Genomic DNA, 20,729 nt, shown 5'->3' on the forward strand with positions numbered 1-20,729 from the left:
CGGGTGCTTTGGCTTTCACCGTGGACGCGGCCGGCGGTGCGGGTGCAGGCCGAAGGGCTGTTGCGGCGAGGCGCCGACGTGCTACTGGTGACCTCCGACCGGCACCCGGAGTCTGATGCCGCCCGCGATTACGAGCTGGTGCTCGATCCGCGGTTCAAGACGGCCGCGACCTGGCCCCCCACCTTGAAGGCCTGGCGTCGCATCCGGCAGTACCGGCCCGACGTCGTCATCGCCGAGATCGTCCGCGATCCACGCTGGATCGCGCTGGCCGGGTGGGTTCCCCGCATCCAGGTGGTGCACGACGACCAGCCGCACGACCCCGGCGAACAGGTTCCGTCCTACGAACGCGCGGTATTCGACCGGTGGGGCGCCCGCTCGGCGGCCACCATCACCTACAGCGAGTACGTCGCGGCAGCCGTCGCCGCGCGCCGCGACGTCGCCGGCACACCCGTGCATGTCGTGCCGCTCGCCAGTGATATTGACCCGCACCGGGTTCCACCGTTCGTGGGACCCGAAGGACGCCGCGACTTCGTCATGTTCGGAAGGCTCAACCCCTACAAGAACGTCGACGTGGTGCTCGAGGCGTGGCAGCGCCACATCGTCGGCGGCGGCTGGCGCGGTGACAACCTGGTGCTCATCGGTGACGGGTCACTGGACGCCGGCGCGCTGCCCAAACACACACGCTGGCGCAACGGCAGCTACCGCTACGCCGATGTCATCCCGACACTGGCCGCGGCGAAAGGTTCGGTCTCCCATTACCGGCGCGCGTCACAAAGCGGCGTGCAGGTGCTCTCGATGCAGCTGGGGGTGATGCCGATCGTGTCCACGGCCGGTGGTCTGCCCGAGTACCAGCCGCCGGGCTGTCCGCCGATCGGTGTCGACGACGTCGCCGGAGTCGCCGCCGCCTTCGACCTGTTGGCCGACCCGGCCGCCGCGGCGCAGCGCGGCGCCGAGGCGGCGCGCTACTACGCCCAGCACTGCGACGTCGACATCGTCGCCGAGCGGTTTCTGGATATCATCGCCGAGGTGCTGGCCAGTCGCCGCTGAATTGCTCAAGCAGTCCTGGAATCTGGACGCCCGCAAGCCCTTCGCGCCTTCTTGAGGCGGTCGGCGAGCCGGACGCCCAGCGCGATTCCGAGCAGCGTCGGGTTGGCCTGACTCGATGTCGGCAGGACCGATGTGCTCGCCACGTACAACCCGCGCACGCCGTGGACCTGTAGGTCCGAGTCGACGACGCCGCCTTCCGGAGTGCTCGACATGCGCGTCGTTCCGGCCTGGTGGTAGCCGGCGTGACCGCCCAAGAACTCGCGTACCGAACCCTCGACGTCCTCGGTCAGCCATTCCACGCGTCCGGCAGCGTGGCGGCGAAGGTGTTCATCGATGGCGGCGATGACCGTGCGCACGCTCTCGTAGTCGGTGTCGGAGAAGCGGATATGGGTGCGGATCCTGCGCATGCCGAGGGCGTCGCGGTCGTCGGCGAGCTCGACCCGGCTTTCCCAGTGCGGGAGATGCTCGCCGTGGTAGTGCAGCAGATACCGATTGTCGGCGCTCCTCACGAAAAAGCCCGGCGCCTTGCGGCCCCTGCGGAAGAACCGGGCGTAGGAGAACGTGAGCGCGAAGCGGATCGACGGGAACAGGTCACGCACGATGTTGCGCAGGTGCGCGAGGATTTGCGGCGGGCCGTCGGTATGAGTGTGCTTGGCGCGGATGGCCTCCGCGAGCAGGAACCGGCCGACCGGGGAGATCAGCGTGAGATAGACCCCGGACAGGATCCCGCTTCCGTGGCCTGGGTCGCTGATCGGCGGATTGACCAGCCACACAGCGGCATTCGGCAACCCGGCTTCGCGCTGCAGGCGCGGGTCGAGGGTGAAGCGCCGGCGGACGTACACCCCGTCGCTGTCCCGCTCGTAGGCGTAGCTGACCTGATCGGTGGTGAACTGCACGCGCGCGACCCGGCCTTCGACGTGGGACATGTACCAGCGTCCGAGGTGGCCGCCCGCGTTTCCCAGCCCCGCCGGATGGTGTCGGTCCGATGCGAGCAGCAAGCGGGTGGCCTCCAAACCGCCGGTCGCGATGACGTAGTCCGCCGCGACCACTCTCCCCCGGCGGCCGTCGAGCGTCTTGATCACGAGGTGGTCGACGGAGTCACCGGCCGGCGTGGTCACTATTTCGGTGCAGGTGAGCCCGGTCCACAAGGTGAGGGAAGGGGCGTCGCGCAGGGCGCTCCGGTACTCGCGCCCGAAACGCGTCGGCAAGGCCCAGCGCTCGAGATCGGTTGTGCGCACGTCGCCGTCGGGGAGCCCGGCGATCATGTCTCGGTGCGCCAGCTCCGGGATATCGCGCGCGTTGAATGCCGCCCGCCCGCACGCCGCCCAATCACAGGCCCGTTGCAGGTACGGCTCGACGTCCTCATACCGGATCGGCCAGGGCGCCTGCGCGGTGAGCGGGCGGTCCTCGAAGTCGATGGGGTCGAACTTGACGCAGCGGCCACCCCAGAGCGCCGTGGTCCCGCCGACCTGCCGACGAATCATCAGCTCACCACGCGCATGGAGGTCGTCGTCCTGCCGTGAATCAAGCGCGGACAACTCTTGGGCCGCTTCGTCTTTGCGCTCCAGTCCGCTTTCGATCAGCGCCACCTGGACGCCGGATCGCGCGAGTTCCAGCGCCGTCGCGATGCCGATCGCGCCAGCCCCGACGACCACCACGTCGGTCTCGATCGTCGTGTCGGGGCCGAAATCCCGCGGTCCACGGATCACGCGGCAGCACCCCCGCGCACCTCCGCGACGAGGGCGAGGAACCGCGCCAGGGTTTCCGCGTCCGGCGGCGCCGAGACGGCGCCGGCGGCTTCGGCGACCCGTCGTGGGTTGGTGGTGCTGTAAAGGATTGCACGGCAACCCGTTGCGGCGGCGGAAGAGCCCAGGATCAGCTTTGGCAACACACCGGGAGCGAGCGGATCGAGGTGGAGTGCCTCGCGCCAGCGTCCCGCCAAGTGCGGGTCGACCCGCAGCGCTGCCGAGAGCGCCGCGTACGACCGTTGCAGCACACCGAACGCGAGATCCGCCGGGCGCGGCGACGGATTGAGCAGGTCGGCGCGCACCTGGCTCACCCCCTCGGGCGCGAATGCCTCGGCGAAATCCACCTCGAGCCCCTCGTCCTGCGAGACGCCCCAGGCGCGAATCTTTCCCTGCTGGCGGGCGCGTTCGAAGAATTGGCGCAGCTCACCACTGGCCACGGTGTCTCCCGGCTGCGGCCCGTGGACAAACAAAATGTCAACGTAGTCGACCCCCAGCGCCGCGAGACTCTCGTCGAGACTGCGGGTCGCGGTGGCCGCGTCGTAAACGCGGCCCGTCCCTGGTGTCGCCTGCTGCCGCTTGACGGCGCGCCGAAGCGCCGGCGCCTTGCGCAGCAGTGCGCGAGCCGGAGCCTGAAACCGGCCGAGGCGCCGGGCAACCCCGCCGACATCGATACCGAATTTGGTTGCGACGGTGACGGTGTCGCGCGGGACGGTCCGCAGGAACGCCCCGAGCTCCGCCTCCGCCCTTCCCAGCCCGTACATCCGCGCGGTGTCGAAGTGTGTGATGCCGTTGTCCACCGCGGCGCCCAGCACGGCCATCCGTTCCTTGCGGGACGGCGATTGCATCAAAGCGCCGCATCCGAAGCCCACCGCACTCACCCTCAACCGCGGTCCCTCGAGCTCAACCTGCTCCAACACCGCAACCCTCGTAGATCTTGCGCAACTCCGCGTCGATGATCTGCGGGCTCCGCGTCGCCACTATGTGTTCCTGACCCCGCCGCCCGTCACGCTCGGCCAAATCCGGGTCGCGCAAGTACCGGCCGATCGCCGCCGCCAACGCGGGCGCGTCACCGACGGGGACGAGCATGCCCGGGTCCGACGCGAGCTCCGGTGTACCGCCGACGGGGGTCGCCACGAACGGTCGCGCGCCGGCGAGAGCCTCGGTCAGGATCATCGGCATTCCCTCGGCGCACGACGGGAGCGTCACCACGCGGACCGACCGGAGCAGCTCACGCACCTCGTCCGGATGTACCGGGGGCTCGACGGTCAGACGCTCCGTTGGCGGCGGCGTGTAATCGTCGACGACTCCGACTATGCGACAACGCCCTTCGATGCCCTGGGCGAGGAGCAGCCGCCACGCCGCGACCAGCGTGTCGACACCCTTGCGGCGACCGATGGTGCCCGCGAATAGCACCACGGGCGGTGTCGAGCCGGCTCCGGGCGCGTCTCGGTCGATGGCGATCGGGTTGGCCACGACCGACACCGCCACCGAGGGCGCAACCCATTTCGCGGCGGCGCGCGCTTCCTCCGACAAGACGATGACATGGTCCGCCTTCCTCAGCGTGGCCCCCACGAAGCGGGGGTGCGACCGGGAGAACTGGGGAAAGTCGGAGCCGTGGATGGTGACGATGGTCCGGAAACCTCGCGCCCTCGCGAGTCGAATCAGCGGCCCTTCGCGCAACCAGGCGCCGCCATTCGACATATGGAAGTGCACGATGCTGCTGCGCGGGGCCCGAGCCAGCGCCGCCCCCGCGCGCGCGGTGAGCAACAGGTTCTTGGCGTGGTGGCGTCCGTTCCACGTCGACAGGACGCGGATCTCGTCGGCGCCGATGCTGTTGTCGCGGATGACTCGGATTACCGACTGCGTCCCGCCGAAGCTGTACATGTCGGGCCCGACGTGCGTGACCGCAATCATTTTCGGCCAACAGCAACCAGCGCCGGTGCGGGGTCGGCGTCCGCATGGACCGCTTCCTGGTTCCGGCGCCGTAGGCCGGCGAATCCCATGGCCGTTCCGAGGGTCAGACCCAATGCCAGTGCGTCCATGGGCATTTCGGGCAGCGGCCAGACGGCGGATATCGCGAGCAGACCGGCGCAGACCGCCGCGCTGATCTTCGCCGGCACCGTCGCGCAGCGCAGCGCCCTGACAATCGGTGTCAACGCGAACCACGCGAACGCGGCCATACCCACCGCCCCGGCCTTGGCCAGCCACCATTGGTAGAAGAGGTGGGAGTAGGTGGGGCCCAGCGTCCAGGCGAAGGCCTTTGGATCGTTTCCGGACGGCAGCTGGTAGGCATAGCCCAGGCCATGGCCGAACACCGGTGCCTGCGCGATCGCGGCGTTGAGTCGGGCGACTTCCCGCAGCCGGTCAAGCGTCGATTCGTCGGTGGCGAGCGCACTAGCCGAAACCCCGCCGAACACCCGCTGATTGAACGCGGTGAACTGATCACTGAGCCAAGACCCCGCCTCCGAATGCTGCAGCAAAAACAGCGATCCCGGCAATATCAGCGCGGCCACGCCCGCGCTGACCGCGGCGACGATGGCCGAACGGCGCAGGGCCCGCCAGCCGAAGTTGGCGAAGAAGGCGACAGTCGCACCCACCGCCACGGCGATCAGCGTGTTCCGCGAGAAGGCCAGCAACGAGATGATCAACGCCGGCGGCCCGAAGGCGAGGTACGTCACGGGCCGGACGCGGCCGATGATCGACGCGGCGACCAGAGCGGTCAGCGCGGCGGTGGCCGGCGTTTGGGTGGACAGGACGATTCGTAGCGCCTGGCCGGCACCCGTGGCCCCCTCCAGGCTTTCGGCCCGGCCGGCCAGCCGGATGGCATGCAACGAACTGAAAATCGCCATGGCCGCCGAAAACCACAGCGTCACGACCATCACGCGCATGCAGAACTTGAGGTAACCGGCGTACACGATCAAGAGCGCCAGCACGAACCCGATGACCATCTCGATCAAGGTCGTCGATTCATGCAGCACCATCGTGGTGTCATGTCCCATCTGAAACCCGACCACGGTGAAGTACAGGACCGTCAACACGAACATCCCCGGCAGCAGGAAATCCTTGAACCGCGGCCTGACGATCGGGATGAGGTAGCCGATCGCCAGCACCGCGGCCACCTGGTACACGTAGATCGCCACCGGCCCAATCACTTTGCCGACGTGCAAACCTTCCGGAAGCGCCGCGAACGCCAGGAACAGCGTCACCCCCGCCATCCCCTCGCGTTTTACCCAGTACAGAACCAGGCAGAACGTCGCGGCGATCAGCAACGCCCCCTCGGTGGTTCGCCGCACCGAGAGCACTCCAAAGATGAAGCACCCGAACAGGAAGACCGCCAGCAGGACGCCATCTACCGCGAGGCGATGGCGACCGGGCAGGTACGGGATCACGTTGGCCTGCTGACCTTCGCCCGGTAGGTCTTGGCTGCGGCTTTGATGTGCAGGGACGGCCGCGCGTCGGTCAGCACGGTGCCGACGACCTGCGCGCCGGCCGAGCGAAGGGCGGTCAGCGCGTCGTTGAGTTCGTCGGCGGTAGTCCGGCGCGCCCGCACCACCAACACGGTGGCCGACACGGCGCCTGACAGCAGGCCGCTGTCCGGCGTCGCCAGCACCGGCGGGCCGTCTACCACGATCCGGTCGAAACGTGACGACAAGTCCAGCAGCACCCTGTCGATCACCTCCGGCAGAAACGCGCTGCAGGGCGGGGTTTCGCGGCGGGCGGACCGCGACGCGAGGATGAACAGCTTGGCGATCGGCGTGGGTTTCACGGCTTCCGCGGCGACCTCTGGGTTGGCCAGCGCGTTGGCCAGTCCCTCCCCCGACTCGACCCGCAGCAGACCGGCGATCACGTGCCGGCGCGTATCGCCCTCGACGAGTAGCACGTCTTCGCCGATTTCCGCCAGTGCCAGCGACAGGTTCAGCGCCGTGGTCGTGGTTCCCTCCCCACCGAAGGGCGCCGCCACCAGCACTCGGCGGGCCTCGGGCCCCACCGCCCTGAGCAGCCGGGCGCGCAAGCCCCGCACGGCGTCGTCGAGCGCGGAGTCGACGCCGAACCGCGGTGTGTTCCCCCGCCTGCCGGGTAGTTCGGCCAAAGTCGGCAGGCCCGAAAGCTGTTCCAACTTCTCCCGAGAGCGCACCGTGCGATCGCTGGCCTCACGGGCCACCGCCACCGCGATGGCCAGGAGGATTCCGGCGATGAACCCCATCGCCATGTTGCGCACCGGCACCGGCGTGACGGGGTGATCGGGCACCCGGGGCGCCTCCACCACCCGCGCCCTGGCCACCGGCAAGGGTTTGGCGGCCGGTTGGCCGGGCGCCTCCGACGGTGGGGTCGGCGGCGGAGTCGGCTCGCCGACATCAGGCCGCTGGCCCGGGGTCACCGGCACGGGCCGGCCGTTCGGACCCGTCGTCGCACCGAGAGTCGGCACCAGCGCGGCGAACTGATCGGCCATCGCTCCCGCCAGCGCCGCGGCGCGGTTCGGGTCGGTGTCTTTGACGGTGATCGTGAAAAGCTGGGATTTGGCAGTGTATTTCACCTGGGTTTGGGTCACCAGGGTGTCGGCGCTGATCGGGACCTGAAGCTGGTTGACCGCGCGCTCGGCCACCGTCCGTCCGCCGGCGATTTGCGCGTAGGACGACAACCGTTCCTGCGCGGTCAGCGTGCCGTTGTACAACTCGGTGAGGTCCGTAGCGCCGGGAAACGAAATCAGGATGGTGGCCGTCGACTGGTAATGCTTCGTCTGCAATGCCGTGACCGCCGCGGCGCCGATCGTGCACGCCAGCAACGCCCCCAAGGCGAGTTTCCAGTGCGTGAGCAGAGTCCGGACAAAGGTGCGGAAATCCATCCACTAACCTCTCTGGAACGACGCCACGCAAATAGCGTCGAATTGATTTGCTTTGCACCCTCCGCGCAAAGCCCGGTGCAGCACATTATGCAGCATCTCCATGCAGCACAGTCCCAATCGCAATGAGTTGCCGTCCGCGCGATCGACGCATTTGCTGGCGGCCACGATCAGTGGCGCGGGGCGGAAGTCAGCGCATCGCGCGGTATGTCGAGCGTTGCGAGCGGATACCCCCCGGATTCGTCGCGTCCGGAGCGCGCCAGCCGCATGGGCGGATAGTTCACCACGTGCGACACGTCCGGCTTGTGCTGTTGCCAATCCACGGAAGCGCGCAGCGTGTAGTGCCCGGGCGCCAACCCCGCCAGGTCGACGGTCACCGACTCGGTGAACGACGCCGGGACCGGTTGGTTATCCGAGTTCTGCGCGGACGGCACCAGTTTGTTCAAGGCCACGGCTGTCGGCAGCGTGCGGACCACCGCGCCCGAGAAATCCACCAGCCGGTAGCTGGGCACCCACTTCTCGACTGCGCCGGCGGCGCCGTAGTTGGTCCAAACCACCGATATGGTCGCCACGCGATCGCGAAACGATTGCGATCCCGGCCGCGCTTCCACGGAGTATCGATAGCCCGCCGAGACGTTGGCTTGCGCCCACAGTAGGTACAACGCCGGGTCCATCGGAGTGCTCGAATCCACGGCCGGGAAGTTGAAACTCGACGTCATCGACACGTGATACTTCACGACGTCGCGCAATCCCTTTTCGTAATAGGCCCGCGGCTTGGTTCCATCGGGCAACTGGCACCATTCGGTGATCACCAGCGCCGAGGCCAGCCGGTCTTTCAGTTGGCTGACGAGCCGATCTTTCGTGTGCACGTAGTACGAGCCATCCGACTCGGCCCATACGGGCAACGGCGCGTACACGCCGAGGCAATCCGAGCGGATGCCGACAGGCGCGGCCACTTTCTTGGTGACGTCGTCGGCGAGCAGCTCGCGGACGATTTCCGGGTTCAGCGCGGTGGTCACCAATTGGGTGTGGGGGAAGGCGTTCACGTTTGCCGCCACGAGTTGTCCGATGGCCGCTTTGGTGATGCTCTGATCGCGAAACTGGCTGTAGTAACCCAGCTTTGCGATGCTCTCTTCGGGTGAGGGACCCGGTGCACCGAGTGTGTCGCGCAGATAGGCGATGTGGTTCTCGCTGAAGTCCCCGTAACCGGAGAACTCGAAAACGCTGAGCCGCTCGTCGCCGTCGTAGCGACGACCGAGCGCGGCGAGCAGCTGCCCGAAGGCGTTCAGGTACGCGGGGTCGTTCCAGTTCGGCACCACGTGTGCCACGCCGGGTGTCCACCAGTACCGTTGCGGCCCCGTATAGCTGGTGGACGCGGCGCGCATCCAGTCGGGGATGGCGATGTTCGTGTTGTTCGCATAGGTGGCGTCACAACACGAGTTGTAGGCGAACACGCGAAGGGTGAGCCGCATGTTCCGGGCGGCCAGCTTCGTCAGCGCGTCGTCGATCACGCTGAAGTCGAACTTGCGATCGTCGGGAGCGTCGGGGGGCAGCGTATTCGGATCGGTGGGCTGCAGCTGCCGCCATGAAACGCGCAAGCTGGCGTCGTACGAGGCCGGCCACGCCGGATACCGCTGCTGAGCGGAATTGCCTTGCGGGAAAAGTGGCATCAGGAGGTCTTCGTATTGGCCGCGCAGTGGATTCGATATCTCCTGCACGCCCAGCGGTATGGCGGGACTGATCACGGCGGACAACGGATCGGGTTCGCCGTGGCCACCGCATCCGCTCAGCGCCAACGCCGCGCAGGCGACGATCGCCGCCACGCGTTGTCTGAATGTTCGGACCATCGGTGCGATGCTAGATGGTGCCCGTCGGCAACGCCTTGCTGTCGGCCAAAAACGGCATCGGCAACCAGCGCGCGGACAGTAGGGCTTCCATCGCATCACCGGGGACCGGGCGCGACAACAGGAAACCCTGCGCCCGGCGACACCCGTGCTGTATCAAAGTCATTGCCGCGGCAGGTGTTTCAACTCCCTCGGCAACCACTTCCAGACCGAATGCCTCGGCCAGCCCGATGATGGCGCGAACGATCGCGAGATCACCTGCGTTGTTACCCAAGTCGCGCACGAAACCGGTGTCGATCTTGAGCATGTCGACCGGCAGGGATTTCAGGTGCGACAACACCGCATAACCGGTGCCGAAGTCGTCGATGGCCAGCTGGACCCCGACTTCCTTGAGCTCCGCCAAGGTTTTTCGAGTCGTATCGATGTCGTGCACCACCGCGCGCTCGGTGATCTCCAGGCACACCGAGCCGGCGTCGATGCCGAACTCGTCGATGGTGTCGGCGACGTCGCGCACGAACCCACGGGTGATGAGCTGAATGGGCGACACGTTGATCCGCATGACGGCTCCCCGGCCGACGCCATTGGCCTGCCAGCGACCGAATTCGGCGCACGCACTGCGCATCACCCAGCGGCCCAATTCCATCGCCAGGTTGGTCGATTCGGCGATCCCGATGAACGAATCCGGCAGCAGCAGCCCCCAGATCGGGTGCCGCCAACGCACCAGCGCCTCGGCGCCCACGACGGCGCCCGTCGACAGGTCAACCTCGGGCAGGTAGTGCAGCAGCAACGCTTCGCTGCCGATATCGCCTTGCAGATGCAGCTCGATGTCGTTGCGGAACGCGCGCTTGAGGGACATGTCATCGGTGGACACCGCAATCTGGTTGCCGCCGCCACGTTTCGCTGTCAGCACGGCCTCGTCGGCGCGACGGAGCAGGTCGGTGCAGTTGTCCCGTCCCGGAACGCCCACCGCCAGCCCGATGCTGACCGTGCGGCTGATCACGTGGCCGCCGATGGCCAGCCGCTCGCACAGCATCGTCGAGAGGCGACGGGCGAACGACTCCGCGGCCTCCGGTGACATCGGCTGGTCGGGGACGACGACGAACTCGTCACCGCCCAACCGGGCGATGGTGCTGTTCGGAGCGCAGATCCGGATGCGCTGGGCGAAGACCCGGATGAACCAGTCACCGGCGGTGTGGCCGAGGTAGTCGTTGATCGGCTTGAGCCGGTCGAGGTCGAGGTACATGATTGCGACGGGTCCGGGGCGTCCCGTCAACAGCCGTTCGGACAGGTGCGCGACCAGCGCGCGACGGTTGTAGAGGCCGGTCAAATCGTCGTGCTCGGCGAGATAGCGAAGCTTTTCTTCGGCCGCGAGGCGCGCCTGCAGCTGCGCAAACAGCGCTGCGACGGCCTCGAGCGTGTTGATCTCTGCTTGCTCCCACTTGCGGGCGCCGAACTTGACGAAGCCGAGCAAACCGGTGGTCGTCTCACCCGAGACCAGGGGCGCGGCGGCCACCGAGGGCGAGGCCGCCACTTTGGCCTCGCCCGGCCGGCGCCGAAAATAGCGTTTGGCCTGCGCAGGCCGGATCACCACCGGTTTGCGCCCGTGCCCGCACTGTGCGAGCACCGACTCGGCGATGTCCAGCTGGGCGAAGGCCGTCGGATCCGGGTCCGCGGCGTCCGTTCGGGGTGGCCACTCGGCAACCAGCGCCGAGGTCCGGGTGTGCGGGTCGAGGTGTCGCAGGAAGCTGGCGTCCACGTCGAACTGCTCGACGAGTTGCGCGAGCACCTTCTCACTCACCAGGGTGGCCGTGGCCGCCGTGGCCTCCATCAGCTGCGTGGCAACGGAGGTGACGACCAGGTCCAGGCTGCGCGGCACGGTCTCCTCCGATACGGGCATGCATCCCAGCCGGGCGGGGGACGGTCTCGGTGGCGGACTCCGGGTGTATGCGGACCCGGGCAGGTCACAGTGGGTATTGGTCAGCAAAACGTATCACGCAGGACCCACTCCATCAGGGCTAACGAACAACATCTGGCGGACGCTGGTCGACGGCGCGAGGGGGCCAGTCGCCAAGGGCCGCTGCGCGTCAGTGCGGCGTCAGTGGGGGGTCATTGACCGTTGGCCGACGCCGCGTCGCTCGCTATATCAAGTGTCGCTATCGGGTAGAGACCGGAGCCGTCGCGGCCGTCGCGGGCCAGCGCCATCGGCGCATAGTTCACCACGTGTGACGCGGCCGGCTTGTGCTGCTGCCACTCCACGGACGCGCGCAGGGTGTAGTGCCCGGGCGCCAGGCCCGTCACGTCGACCCGCACCGACTCGGTGGACGACTCCGGAACCGCCTCCTCGCGTGACTGGCTGGAGTCGTCGTGAACCAGCGTCTTGAGATTGACCGTCGCCGGAATGCTGCGGACCACCGCTCCCGAGAAGTCGACCAGCTTGTAGCCGGGCGCCCATTGCTCGGTGGCCGCAGCCGAGCCGTAGTTGGTCCAGATGACGGAAATGGAAGCCACCTTGCCCTGAATCGACTGCGATCCCGGCTTTGCCTCCACCGAGTACCGGTAACCGGCAGCGGTGTTCGCCTTGGCCCAGAGGAGATACAGCTTGGGATCCATCGCCGACGTGGCATCCCGGTCGGGGAAGTTGGCGCTCGATGTCATCGAGACGTGATACCTGACGACGTCGTGCAGGGCCTTCTCGTAGTACGACCGCGGGTCGGTCCCGTTCGGCAACCGGCACCACTGGCTGATCATCAGTGCCGAGGTGAGCCGCTGCTTGATCGTGTTGACGACCGCGTCGTTGAACCGCACGTAGTGCGAGTCGCCGGACTCGGCCCATTCCGGCAGGGGCGCCTGCACCCCAAGGCAATCCGCGCGGATGCCGACCGGCGCGGACAGTTTCTTCGTCACGTCGTCGGCGAGCAATTCGCGGACGATTTCCGGATTCTCGGCGGTGACCACCAATTGCGTATGGCCGAACGCGCCGACGTTCGCGGCGACCAGTTGCCCGATGGACGCTTTGGTGATGCTCTGATCGCGGAACTGGCTGTAATAGCCCAACTTCGGCACGCTGTCGTCCGGCGCGGGGCCCGGCGCGCCGAGCGCGTCACGCAAGTACGCCAGGCTGGTCTTGCCGGAATCGCCGTACCCGGAGAACTCGAACACGCTGAGGCGCTCGTCGCCGTCATAGCGCCGCCCGAGCGCGGCGAGCAGCTGCCCGAAGGCGTTGAGGTAGTCGGCGTCATTCCAATTCGGGACGACCTGTGCGACACCCGGCGCGGGACTGTTCGGCTTCGCGGGATAGCTGGTGGCCGCTGAGCGGATCCAGTCCGGAATCGCAATATTGGTGTTGTCCGGATAGGAATCGCTGCAACAGGATGTGTAGGCGTACACGCCAAGGGTCAGCCGCATGTTTCGGCTGCCGAGCTTCGTCAGCGCGTCGTCGATCACGCTGAAGTCGAACTTGCGATCGTCGGGGGCATCGGGGGGCAGCGTGCGCGGGTCGACGGGCTGCAACTGCCGCCACGAAACCCGCAAGCTGGCGTCATACGACGCGGGCCAGGCGGCGTACCGCTGCTGAGCGGAATTGCCTTGCGGGAAAAGCGGATTCAAGCCTTCCTCGTATTGGCCGCGCAGCGGGTTGGGGATCTCCTGAGCGGTGGGCGGAATGGCCGGGCTGACCATCGCGGACAACGGCCCGGGATCGCTTTTGCCACCGCATCCGCTCAGCACCATCGCCGTGCATACGACAGCGGCCAGCGCGCTCTTCCTCGTCTTCACGGTTGCTTCTCCCAACACACACCGATGCACACTGAAGTGGCCCCATACTGCCTGGGTTATCTGGTGCGTGTGTTTAACGCGGGGCTGGTCACGAATTGGCGTAGCGCAGCCTAACACGCACGACCCGGGCGTCCGCCCGCTCCGACGCAGTGCGGCCCGGCCCCGGAAGCCGCCCCCGTGACACGCGTCACAATGTGGGCGGGGCTGTCACGCTCTAGCGGCCCGCGGTGTCTCAAGGGCATCAGGCCCGTGAGAACAGGAGACAGCAATGACCGAGGTAGCCGCCCAGAAAACTCATGTCGTCGTGGTCGGAGGCGGATATGCCGGAACCCTGGCCGCGAACCATCTACGGCAGCGTCCGGACATCGACATCACGCTGGTGAACCCCCGGCCGGTCTTCGTCGAGCGAATCCGTCTGCACCAGTTGGTCGCCGACACCGGCGCCGCGACCGCGGACTATGCGACGCTGCTCGGCGACGGGATCCGATTGGTCGTCGACACCGTCGACCGCATCGACGCCACCGCCCGGCGCGTCCTGCTGTCCTCGGGTGCCGAGCTCGACTACGACTACCTGATCTACGCGGTCGGCAGCACCGGCGCGAAGCCGGCGACCGTGCCCGGGTTCACGGACTTCGCCTACGCGATAGCCGACCTGGAAAGCGCGCAGCGGTTGCGCTACGCGCTCGCCGACCTGCCGCTGGCCGCACCCGTCACCGTCGTCGGCGGCGGGCTGACCGGCATCGAAACGGCCTCCGAGCTGGCCGAACAGGGCCGGCAGGTGACCCTGGTGTGCGGCGCCGAGCTCGGCCCGTCGCTGAGCAAGCGGGGCCGGCGTTCCGTCGCCAAGCGACTGCGGGGTTTCGGTGTCAACGTGCTGGAATCTGCGACGGTGACCGAGGTGCGGTGGGACGCGGTGGTGCTCAGCGACGGGGCCGTGCTGCCCAGCGCGGCGACCATCTGGACGGCGGGATTCGCGGTTCCGGACCTGGCCGCGCGCAGCGGGCTGAGCACGGACGCGCTGGGCCGGCTGCTCACCGACGAGACGCTGACCAGCGTCGACAATCCTTACGTCGTCGCGGCGGGTGACGCGGCCGCGCCGTCGGGACAGCCGCTGCGGATGAGCTGCCAGGCCGCCGGACCGCTGGGTGCGCAAGCCGCCAACACCGTGCTCAGCCGCATCTCCGGAACCGCCCCCGCCCTGCTCAGCCAGGCGTTCGTCGGTCAGTGCATCAGCCTGGGCCGCTCCTACGGCACTCTGCAGTTGGCGCGCACCGACGACACACCGGTGAACATGGCGCTGGGCGGCCGGACCGCCGCGTCCATCAAAGAGGCCATCTGCAAGGGGACGCTGTGGGCCATCCGCCGCGAGGCCGCCAAGCCGGGGTCCTACCGCTGGATCAAGGGCGGTAAGCGGCCCGCGCAGGCGCCGGCCGAGATCGCGTTGCGATGACGCGCCCGCCCGCCGGCAGTGAGCACGCGGAACGGTTCACCGTGCTGCGGCCGCTGCTGTTCACCATCGCCTACGAGATGCTGGGCTCGGCCACCGAGGCCGACGATGTGCTGCAGGACAGCTATCTGCGGTGGGCGGCGGTCGACCTGTCGACGGTGCGCGACACCAAGTCCTACCTGGCCCAGCTGGTGACCCGCCAGGCGCTCAACGCACTGCGCGCCGACGCGCGCCGGCGCGAGGAGTACGTGGGGCCGTGGCTGCCCGAGCCGCTGCTCCTCGACGAGCAGGATCCCTCGGCCGATGTCGTTCTGGCGGAATCCATTTCGATGGCGATGCTGGTCCTGCTGGAAACGCTGAGCCCCGACGAGCGCGCGGTGTTCGTGTTGCGCGAGGTGTTCGGCTTCGACTACGGCGAGATCGCCGAGGCGGTGGGCAGGCCGGCGCCGACGGTGCGTCAGGTGGCGCACCGGGCACGCGAACACGTGCGGGCGCGGCGGAAGAGGTTCGACGCGGTCGACCCGCAGCGCAACGCGCAGATCATCGCCCAGTTCCTTCAGACGGCCGCCAGCGGTGACGTGGAGACGCTGATGACGATGCTCGCCCCCGACGCCACCTGGACGGCGGACAGCGGCGGCAAGGTGTCGGCGGCGCGCCGGCCGGTGGTGGGCGCCGAGCGGGTGGCCCGGGCGATCGTCGGCCTGATCCGCAAGGCGGTGGTGCTCGGGGAGTTCCGCGTCGAGATGGTGACCTGCAACAGCGCCCCGGCCGTGTTGCTCTACCTCGGCGATCACCTCGAGGGGGTGATCACGCTGGAAATCGCCGATGACAAGATCACGAACTTCTACGTGACGCGCAACCCGGACAAGCTGGCGGCCCTGGCGACCGCCCGCGACATCAGCCGGGGGTAGGCGAGCGACGCGCGCAGGGCGAAAATTCGCCGTTCTGTCAAGCTAGGGCGGTGCGTATCGACCGGCTCGGCGACCTTGGCGCCGCACCCCAGGTGCTGCGCGCCGTGGGCGACGCCACGGCACGCCTCGGTCTGCCGCCGCCGGCCGGGCTGAGCGGCGACTGGTTCGGCGCGCTGGCGGTGATCGCCCCGAGCGTGTCAGCGCAGCCGGTCGATGCCGACGCCGCCTTCGCGGTCCAGCTGAACTCGCAGGCGCTCGACTCACCAGCGGTGGGCGGCGGCTGGATCGGTTACCTTTCCTATCCCGATCCGGGCGCCGACGACGCACCGAACCGGATCCCCGAAGCCGCGGGCGGATGGACCGACTGCGTGCTGCGTCGCGACCGGGACGGGCGGTGGTGGTACGAGAGCCTGTCCGGCGCGCCGATGCCGGACTGGCTGGCCGCCGCGCTGGCGACGGCGCCGCCGCCGGCGCGTGACTGCCGCATCGACTGGGGCCCCGCCGACCGGGCGGCGCACCGCGACGGCGTGCACAACTGCCTGGAGGCGATCCGCGCGGGCGAGGTCTACCAGGCGTGTGTGTGCACGCAATTCACCGGGACGGTCACGGGCGACGCGCTGGATTTCTTCGCCGACGCCATCGCACGCACCTCCCCGGCGCGGGCGGCCTACGTCGCCGGGCCGTGGGGCGCGGTGGCGTCGCTGTCCCCGGAGCTCTTCCTGCGGCGGCGCGGGACGCTCGTGACGTCCAGCCCGATCAAGGGCACCCTGCCCCTGGATGCCTGGCCGTCGGCGCTGCGGGCGTCGGCGAAAGAGGTGGCCGAGAACATCATGATCGTGGACCTGGTCCGCAATGATCTCGGCCGGGTGGCGATCGTCGGCACCGTCACGGTCCCCGAGTTATTGGTGGTGCGGCGCGCCCCGGGCGTGTGGCACCTGGTCTCCACCGTGTCGGCGCGGGTTCCCGTCGAACTGCCGACGTCGGCGCTGCTGGACGCCGCCTTCCCGCCGGCCTCGGTCACCGGCACACCCAAACACCGGGCCCGTCAACTGCTTTCGCAATGGGAGCCTCATCGTCGCGGAATATACTGCGGAACAATCGGTTTGGCCTCACCTGTGGCCGGGTGTGAATTGAACGTCGCCATCCGCACGGTCGAGTTCGACGCCGCGGGGGGCGCCGTGCTGGGCGTCGGCGGAGGGATCACCGCCGACTCCGATCCCGACGCTGAATGGGCCGAATGCCTGCACAAGGCCTCACCCGTCGTCGGGCAACCGCGCATCGCGGCCGCGTTCTCGGCCGGCTGACCTTCACCCGCGGCGCGATTGCAGGACCGCGTCGTAAAGCTGGCGCGAGCGCACCCCCGGATGCGCGGCGGCCACCTCACCGCAGGCGTCCTTGACACGTGCCCCGTCGGCGACCAGCTCCTCCACCTGCGCGACCAGCGACGGCAGGTCGGCGCGCGGGGTGGCGCCCGCCAGCACGACGGTGATCTCGCCAAGCACCCCGTCGTCCGCCCACGCCGCCAGCTCGTCGAGCGATCCGCGCACCACCTCCTCGTGCACCTTGGTCAGTTCCCGGCAGATCGCGGCGCGCCGGGCACCGCCGAGTTGGTCGACAGCGTCGCGCAGGCACGCGGCCAACCGGCGGGGCGATTCGAAGAACACGCAGGTGCGCCGCTCGTCGGCCAGCGAGTCCAGCCAGGTCCGCCGTGCGGCCTTCTTGCGCGGCGCGAAACCCTCGAAGCAGAACTTCTCCGCCGGCAAACCAGACAGGGCCAGCGCGGTCATCACCGCCGACGGGCCGGGGAGACACGTCAGCGGAAGGTCGGCTTCCACGCACGCCGCGACCAGCCGGAAGCCGGGGTCGCTGATCAGCGGCATCCCGGCATCGCTGACCACCAGCACCGTCGCGCCGGCCTCCAGCGCGGCGATCAGGGAGTCCACCCGGGCCGCCTCGACCCGGTCGAACAGGCTGATCACCCGGCCGCTGATGGTGACGTCCAGCGCTTTCGCGAGGGTGCGCACCCGCCGGGTGTCCTCGGCCGCCACCACGTCGGCGTGGGCGAGGGCGTCGATCAGGCGAGGCGAGGCGTCCGACGGCTGGCCCAACGGGGTCGCGGCCAGCAACAGGCGGCCAGTGGTCATGACGGACAGCCTACGATCGACACCGATGTCCGCCCCGCCCCGCGAAACCCCGGTCGCCGGCCAGGAGCGTGTCGTGCCCGTCGTCAGCCCGGGACCGATGGTTCCGGTGGCCGATTTCGGGCCGACCGATCAGATTCGCGGCTGGGTCGTGACGGGCGTGATCGCCGTGCTGGCAGCTATCACCCGATTCCTCAACCTGGGTTCGCCGGCCGATGCCGGCACACCCATCTTCGACGAGAAGCATTACGCGCCGCAGGCCTGGCAGGCGCTGCACAACCACGGGGTGGAGGACAACCCCGGGTTCGGCCTGGTGGTCCACCCACCGGTCGGCAAGCAGCTGATCGCGATCGGCGAGGCGATCTTCGGGTACAACGGCGTCGGCTGGCGGTTCACCGGCGCCCTGCTGGGCGTGGTGCTGGTTGTGCTGGTGATGCGGATCGTCCGGCGGATCAGCCGCTCGACGCTGGTCGGCGCCATCGCCGGGGTGCTGGTGATCTGCGACGGCGTCAGTTTCGTCGCCTCGCGGACCGCCTTGCTCGACGGCATCCTCACCTTCTTCGTGGTCGCGGCGTTCGGCGCTCTCATCGTCGACCGAGATCAGGTGCGCCAGCGCATGCACGTGGCGCTGCTGGAGGGGCGCGCCGCCGAGACGGTGTGGGGCCCGCGGCTGGGGGTGCGCTGGTGGCGCTTCTCGGCCGGCGTGCTGCTCGGATTGGCTTGCGGGACAAAATGGTCCGGGCTGTATTTCGTGCTGTTCTTCGGTGCGATGTCGTTGGCGTTCGACGTCGCGGCGCGGCGCCAGTACCAGGTGATTAGCCCGTGGCGGGGAGTTTTGCGGCGTGACCTGATTCCCACCGTTTACGCGCTGGTGCTCGTCCCGTTCGCGGTGTATATGGCCAGTTACGCGCCGTGGTTCGCGTCCGAGACGGCGATCGATCGACACGAGGTGGGCCAGTCGATCGGCCCCCATTCGGTGGTCCCTCTTCCCGATGCCATCCGCTCGTTATGGCATTACACCGCCAAGGCTTTCGATTTCCATAAAAGCCTGACCAACGCCGCCGGCAACTACCATCCGTGGGAGTCCAAGCCGTGGAGCTGGCCGATGTCGTTGCGGCCGGTGCTGTATGCGATCGATCAGCAGAACGTTTCCGGGTGCGGTGCGCAGTCGTGCGTCAAGGCGGAGATGCTGGTGGGCACTCCGGCCATGTGGTGGCTGGCGGTGCCGGTCTTGCTTTACGCGTGCTGGCGTACGTTCGTTCGCCGCGATTGGCGTTACGCCGTTGTGCTGACCGGTTATTGCGCCGGGTGGCTGCCCTGGTTCGCCGACATCGACCGGCAGATGTACTTCTTCTACGCGGCGACCATGGCGCCGTTCCTGGTGATGGGGATTGCGTTGATTTGCGGGGACATCCTTTACCCGCCAGGCCGAGCCCGCGGTCTGAGCTCGGAACGACGCACGCTGGGGCTGATCGCCGTCTGCTTCTACGTTGCGTTGGTGGTGACCAACTTCGCCTGGCTGTTTCCGGTACTCACCGGCCTGCCGATTTCGCAGCAGACGTGGGACATGGAGATCTGGCTGCCCAGCTGGCGGTAGTTTCTGGCGCGCCGAGATTGCCGCTATCGCACCGGATCCCGGGCGACGGGACAGGACATGCAGCGGGGGCCGCCACGGCCGGTGCCCAGTTCGGACCCCGCGATGGTCAGCACCTCGATGCCCGCGTCCTGCAAGCGGGCGTTGGTCTGCGCGTTGCGCTCGTAGGCGACGACAACGCCGGGCGCCAACGCCAAGGTGTTGTTGCCGTCGTCCCACTGCTCCCGTTCGGCGATGACGGGGTCCAGCCCCGTGTCGATGACGCGTAGCTGGTCGATCTCCATCGCCTTGGCGGCGGCCTCCAGAAACGGCGCTTCGTCACTGATGGCCACGCCGTCTGGTGTGCGCTCGATCGTGAAAGCCGAGAGCGTGTCGACAACGTTGGCGTACATCACCACGGTGTCGGTGTCGACCATCGTGCACACCGTGTCCAAGTGCATCTGCGCGCGCCGCTGGGCGATCGGCACGGCCAGCACCTTGCGCGCAAGGTCGTCGTCAAAGAGGCTGCGGGCCAACGCTTCCGCGCCCGCCGGGGTGGTGCGCTCGCCCACCCCGACCGCCACCACACCGGGGGCGAGCAGCAGCACGTCGCCGCCCTCGACCGGCGCGGTGCGCGACTCGTAGGCGCGCCGCACCCCGGTGAATCGCGGGTGATGGGCGTAGATGAGATCGGTCAGCGACGCCTCGCGCACCCGGGCGCGCAGCGCCAGCGTGGGAATCACCACCCGCGGGCCGATCCATATCGACGAGTCACGGGTGAACACCAGGTTGGGCAGGGGCTCGATGACGAAGTCCGCCCCGTGGTGCATGCGCAACACCAGCGACACGTCGGTCCGGATGTCCGACGGCAATTCGTTGAACGTCATGCCGGCCATCAGCACCTGGGCCAGCCTGCCCGCGTCCAGTCCCCGCAGGTAGGCCGAAAGCGCTTGCGCCAACGACATTCCGAGCCGGCGCGTGTCGACGGCGGCGGCGACGCCCTGCATCCGCGCGGCCCCGCTGTGCGTCAGCGCCTCGGCCAGCAGGTCCGACAACAGCAGCACCTGCACGCCGCGGGAACGCAGCAGCTCGGCGAACTGGTCGTGTTCGTCTTGCGCGCGTGCGACCCAGGGCAACCCGTCGAAAAGCAACTGATCCATGTTGCGCGGATTGAGCCGCCGCAGCTCGCCGCCGGGGCGGTGCAGGATGACGACACGCAGGGCTCCCACCTCGGAATCGGTGCCCAGCTCAACCACACCACAACCGTAGCCGCACCGGAGTCGACCGTCCCGGTACACGCCCTCGCACGGACCGGGCCATCGAACGGATGTACTGCTTATCTGCTTAAGTGGACTTACGCTGGTCGGTGTGGATTTTGCTGGTGTGAGTCCGGTTGGCGGGATG

Annotated in this window: 15 protein-coding genes; 5 read left to right on the forward strand and 10 right to left on the reverse strand. The window is 68.3% G+C overall.

What is annotated here, in order from left to right; genetic code table 11:
• Positions 1-3 precede the first annotated feature (3 nt).
• Positions 4-1,047 carry a glycosyltransferase gene (locus AWC17_RS26015; RefSeq protein ID WP_197089814.1) on the forward strand — a complete coding sequence of 348 codons (1,044 nt, stop codon included), beginning with the start codon at positions 4-6 and terminating at the stop codon, positions 1,045-1,047.
• 5 nt (positions 1,048-1,052) lie between these two features.
• On the opposite strand, the gene AWC17_RS26020 is transcribed toward AWC17_RS26015, so the two are convergent.
• The 8 genes from AWC17_RS26020 to AWC17_RS26055 form a co-directional block, all read right to left on the reverse strand.
• A complete protein-coding gene (locus AWC17_RS26020; RefSeq protein ID WP_046185466.1) occupies positions 1,053-2,756 on the reverse strand; it encodes an FAD-dependent oxidoreductase in 1,704 nt (567 codons plus the stop codon).
• Positions 2,753-3,679 (reverse strand): aldo/keto reductase, encoded by a 927-nt coding sequence (locus tag AWC17_RS26025; RefSeq protein ID WP_047323798.1) that lies wholly within the window; start codon positions 3,677-3,679, stop codon positions 2,753-2,755. Before AWC17_RS26025 ends, AWC17_RS26020 begins: the two co-directional genes overlap by 4 nt.
• Positions 3,680-3,695: 16 nt before the next feature.
• Positions 3,696-4,709 (reverse strand): glycosyltransferase family 4 protein, encoded by a 1,014-nt coding sequence (locus AWC17_RS26030; protein ID WP_046185465.1) that lies wholly within the window; start codon positions 4,707-4,709, stop codon positions 3,696-3,698.
• Entirely contained in the window at positions 4,706-6,184 is a 1,479-nt protein-coding gene (locus AWC17_RS26035; RefSeq protein ID WP_046185464.1) for an O-antigen ligase family protein, read from the reverse strand. Before AWC17_RS26035 ends, AWC17_RS26030 begins: the two co-directional genes overlap by 4 nt.
• Complete coding sequence (locus AWC17_RS26040; RefSeq protein ID WP_047323792.1) at positions 6,181-7,638, reverse strand: tyrosine-protein kinase domain-containing protein; 1,458 nt, start codon at positions 7,636-7,638, stop codon at positions 6,181-6,183. The genes AWC17_RS26035 and AWC17_RS26040 overlap by 4 nt, the downstream gene beginning before the upstream one ends.
• 167 nt (positions 7,639-7,805) lie before the next feature.
• Positions 7,806-9,482, reverse strand: coding sequence for a hypothetical protein (locus AWC17_RS26045; protein ID WP_046185684.1), 1,677 nt, complete (start codon positions 9,480-9,482; stop codon positions 7,806-7,808).
• A gap of 10 nt (positions 9,483-9,492) precedes the next feature.
• Positions 9,493-11,355, reverse strand: a complete 1,863-nt coding sequence (locus AWC17_RS26050; protein WP_046185687.1) for a putative bifunctional diguanylate cyclase/phosphodiesterase — start codon at positions 11,353-11,355, stop codon at positions 9,493-9,495.
• Positions 11,356-11,585: 230 nt separating this feature from the next.
• Positions 11,586-13,208, reverse strand: a complete 1,623-nt coding sequence (locus AWC17_RS26055) for a hypothetical protein (RefSeq protein WP_046185686.1) — start codon at positions 13,206-13,208, stop codon at positions 11,586-11,588.
• Between the two features lie 313 nt (positions 13,209-13,521).
• On the opposite strand from AWC17_RS26055, the gene AWC17_RS26060 reads away from it, so the two are divergent.
• The 3 genes from AWC17_RS26060 to AWC17_RS26070 are packed head-to-tail and all read left to right on the forward strand — an operon-like array spanning position 13,522 to position 16,915.
• The gene (locus AWC17_RS26060; RefSeq protein WP_046185683.1) at positions 13,522-14,703 is read left to right on the forward strand and encodes an NAD(P)/FAD-dependent oxidoreductase; all 1,182 of its coding nucleotides are present in this window, start codon (positions 13,522-13,524) and stop codon (positions 14,701-14,703) included.
• Complete coding sequence (locus AWC17_RS26065; protein ID WP_046185682.1) at positions 14,700-15,611, forward strand: RNA polymerase sigma-70 factor; 912 nt, start codon at positions 14,700-14,702, stop codon at positions 15,609-15,611. Before AWC17_RS26060 ends, AWC17_RS26065 begins: the two co-directional genes overlap by 4 nt.
• A 50-nt stretch (positions 15,612-15,661) precedes the next feature.
• A complete protein-coding gene (locus tag AWC17_RS26070) occupies positions 15,662-16,915 on the forward strand; it encodes an aminodeoxychorismate synthase component I (RefSeq protein WP_047323791.1) in 1,254 nt (417 codons plus the stop codon).
• A gap of 3 nt (positions 16,916-16,918) precedes the next feature.
• Here AWC17_RS26070 and rsmI read toward each other — a convergent pair whose 3' ends face one another.
• A complete protein-coding gene (rsmI, locus tag AWC17_RS26075) occupies positions 16,919-17,755 on the reverse strand; it encodes a 16S rRNA (cytidine(1402)-2'-O)-methyltransferase (protein WP_046186615.1) in 837 nt (278 codons plus the stop codon).
• 25 nt (positions 17,756-17,780) lie between these two features.
• Between rsmI and AWC17_RS26080 the strand changes: the two genes are divergently transcribed.
• Positions 17,781-19,349 (forward strand): dolichyl-phosphate-mannose--protein mannosyltransferase, encoded by a 1,569-nt coding sequence (locus AWC17_RS26080; RefSeq protein ID WP_046186614.1) that lies wholly within the window; start codon positions 17,781-17,783, stop codon positions 19,347-19,349.
• 23 nt (positions 19,350-19,372) lie between these two features.
• Here the strand turns inward: AWC17_RS26080 and arcA are convergent, their stop codons facing one another.
• Complete coding sequence (gene arcA, locus AWC17_RS26085; protein ID WP_046186613.1) at positions 19,373-20,581, reverse strand: arginine deiminase; 1,209 nt, start codon at positions 20,579-20,581, stop codon at positions 19,373-19,375.
• Between the last annotated feature and the right edge of the window lie 148 nt (positions 20,582-20,729).

It is taken from the genome of Mycobacterium nebraskense (assembly GCF_002102255.1).
Taxonomy (GTDB): Bacteria; Actinomycetota; Actinomycetes; order Mycobacteriales; family Mycobacteriaceae; genus Mycobacterium; species Mycobacterium nebraskense.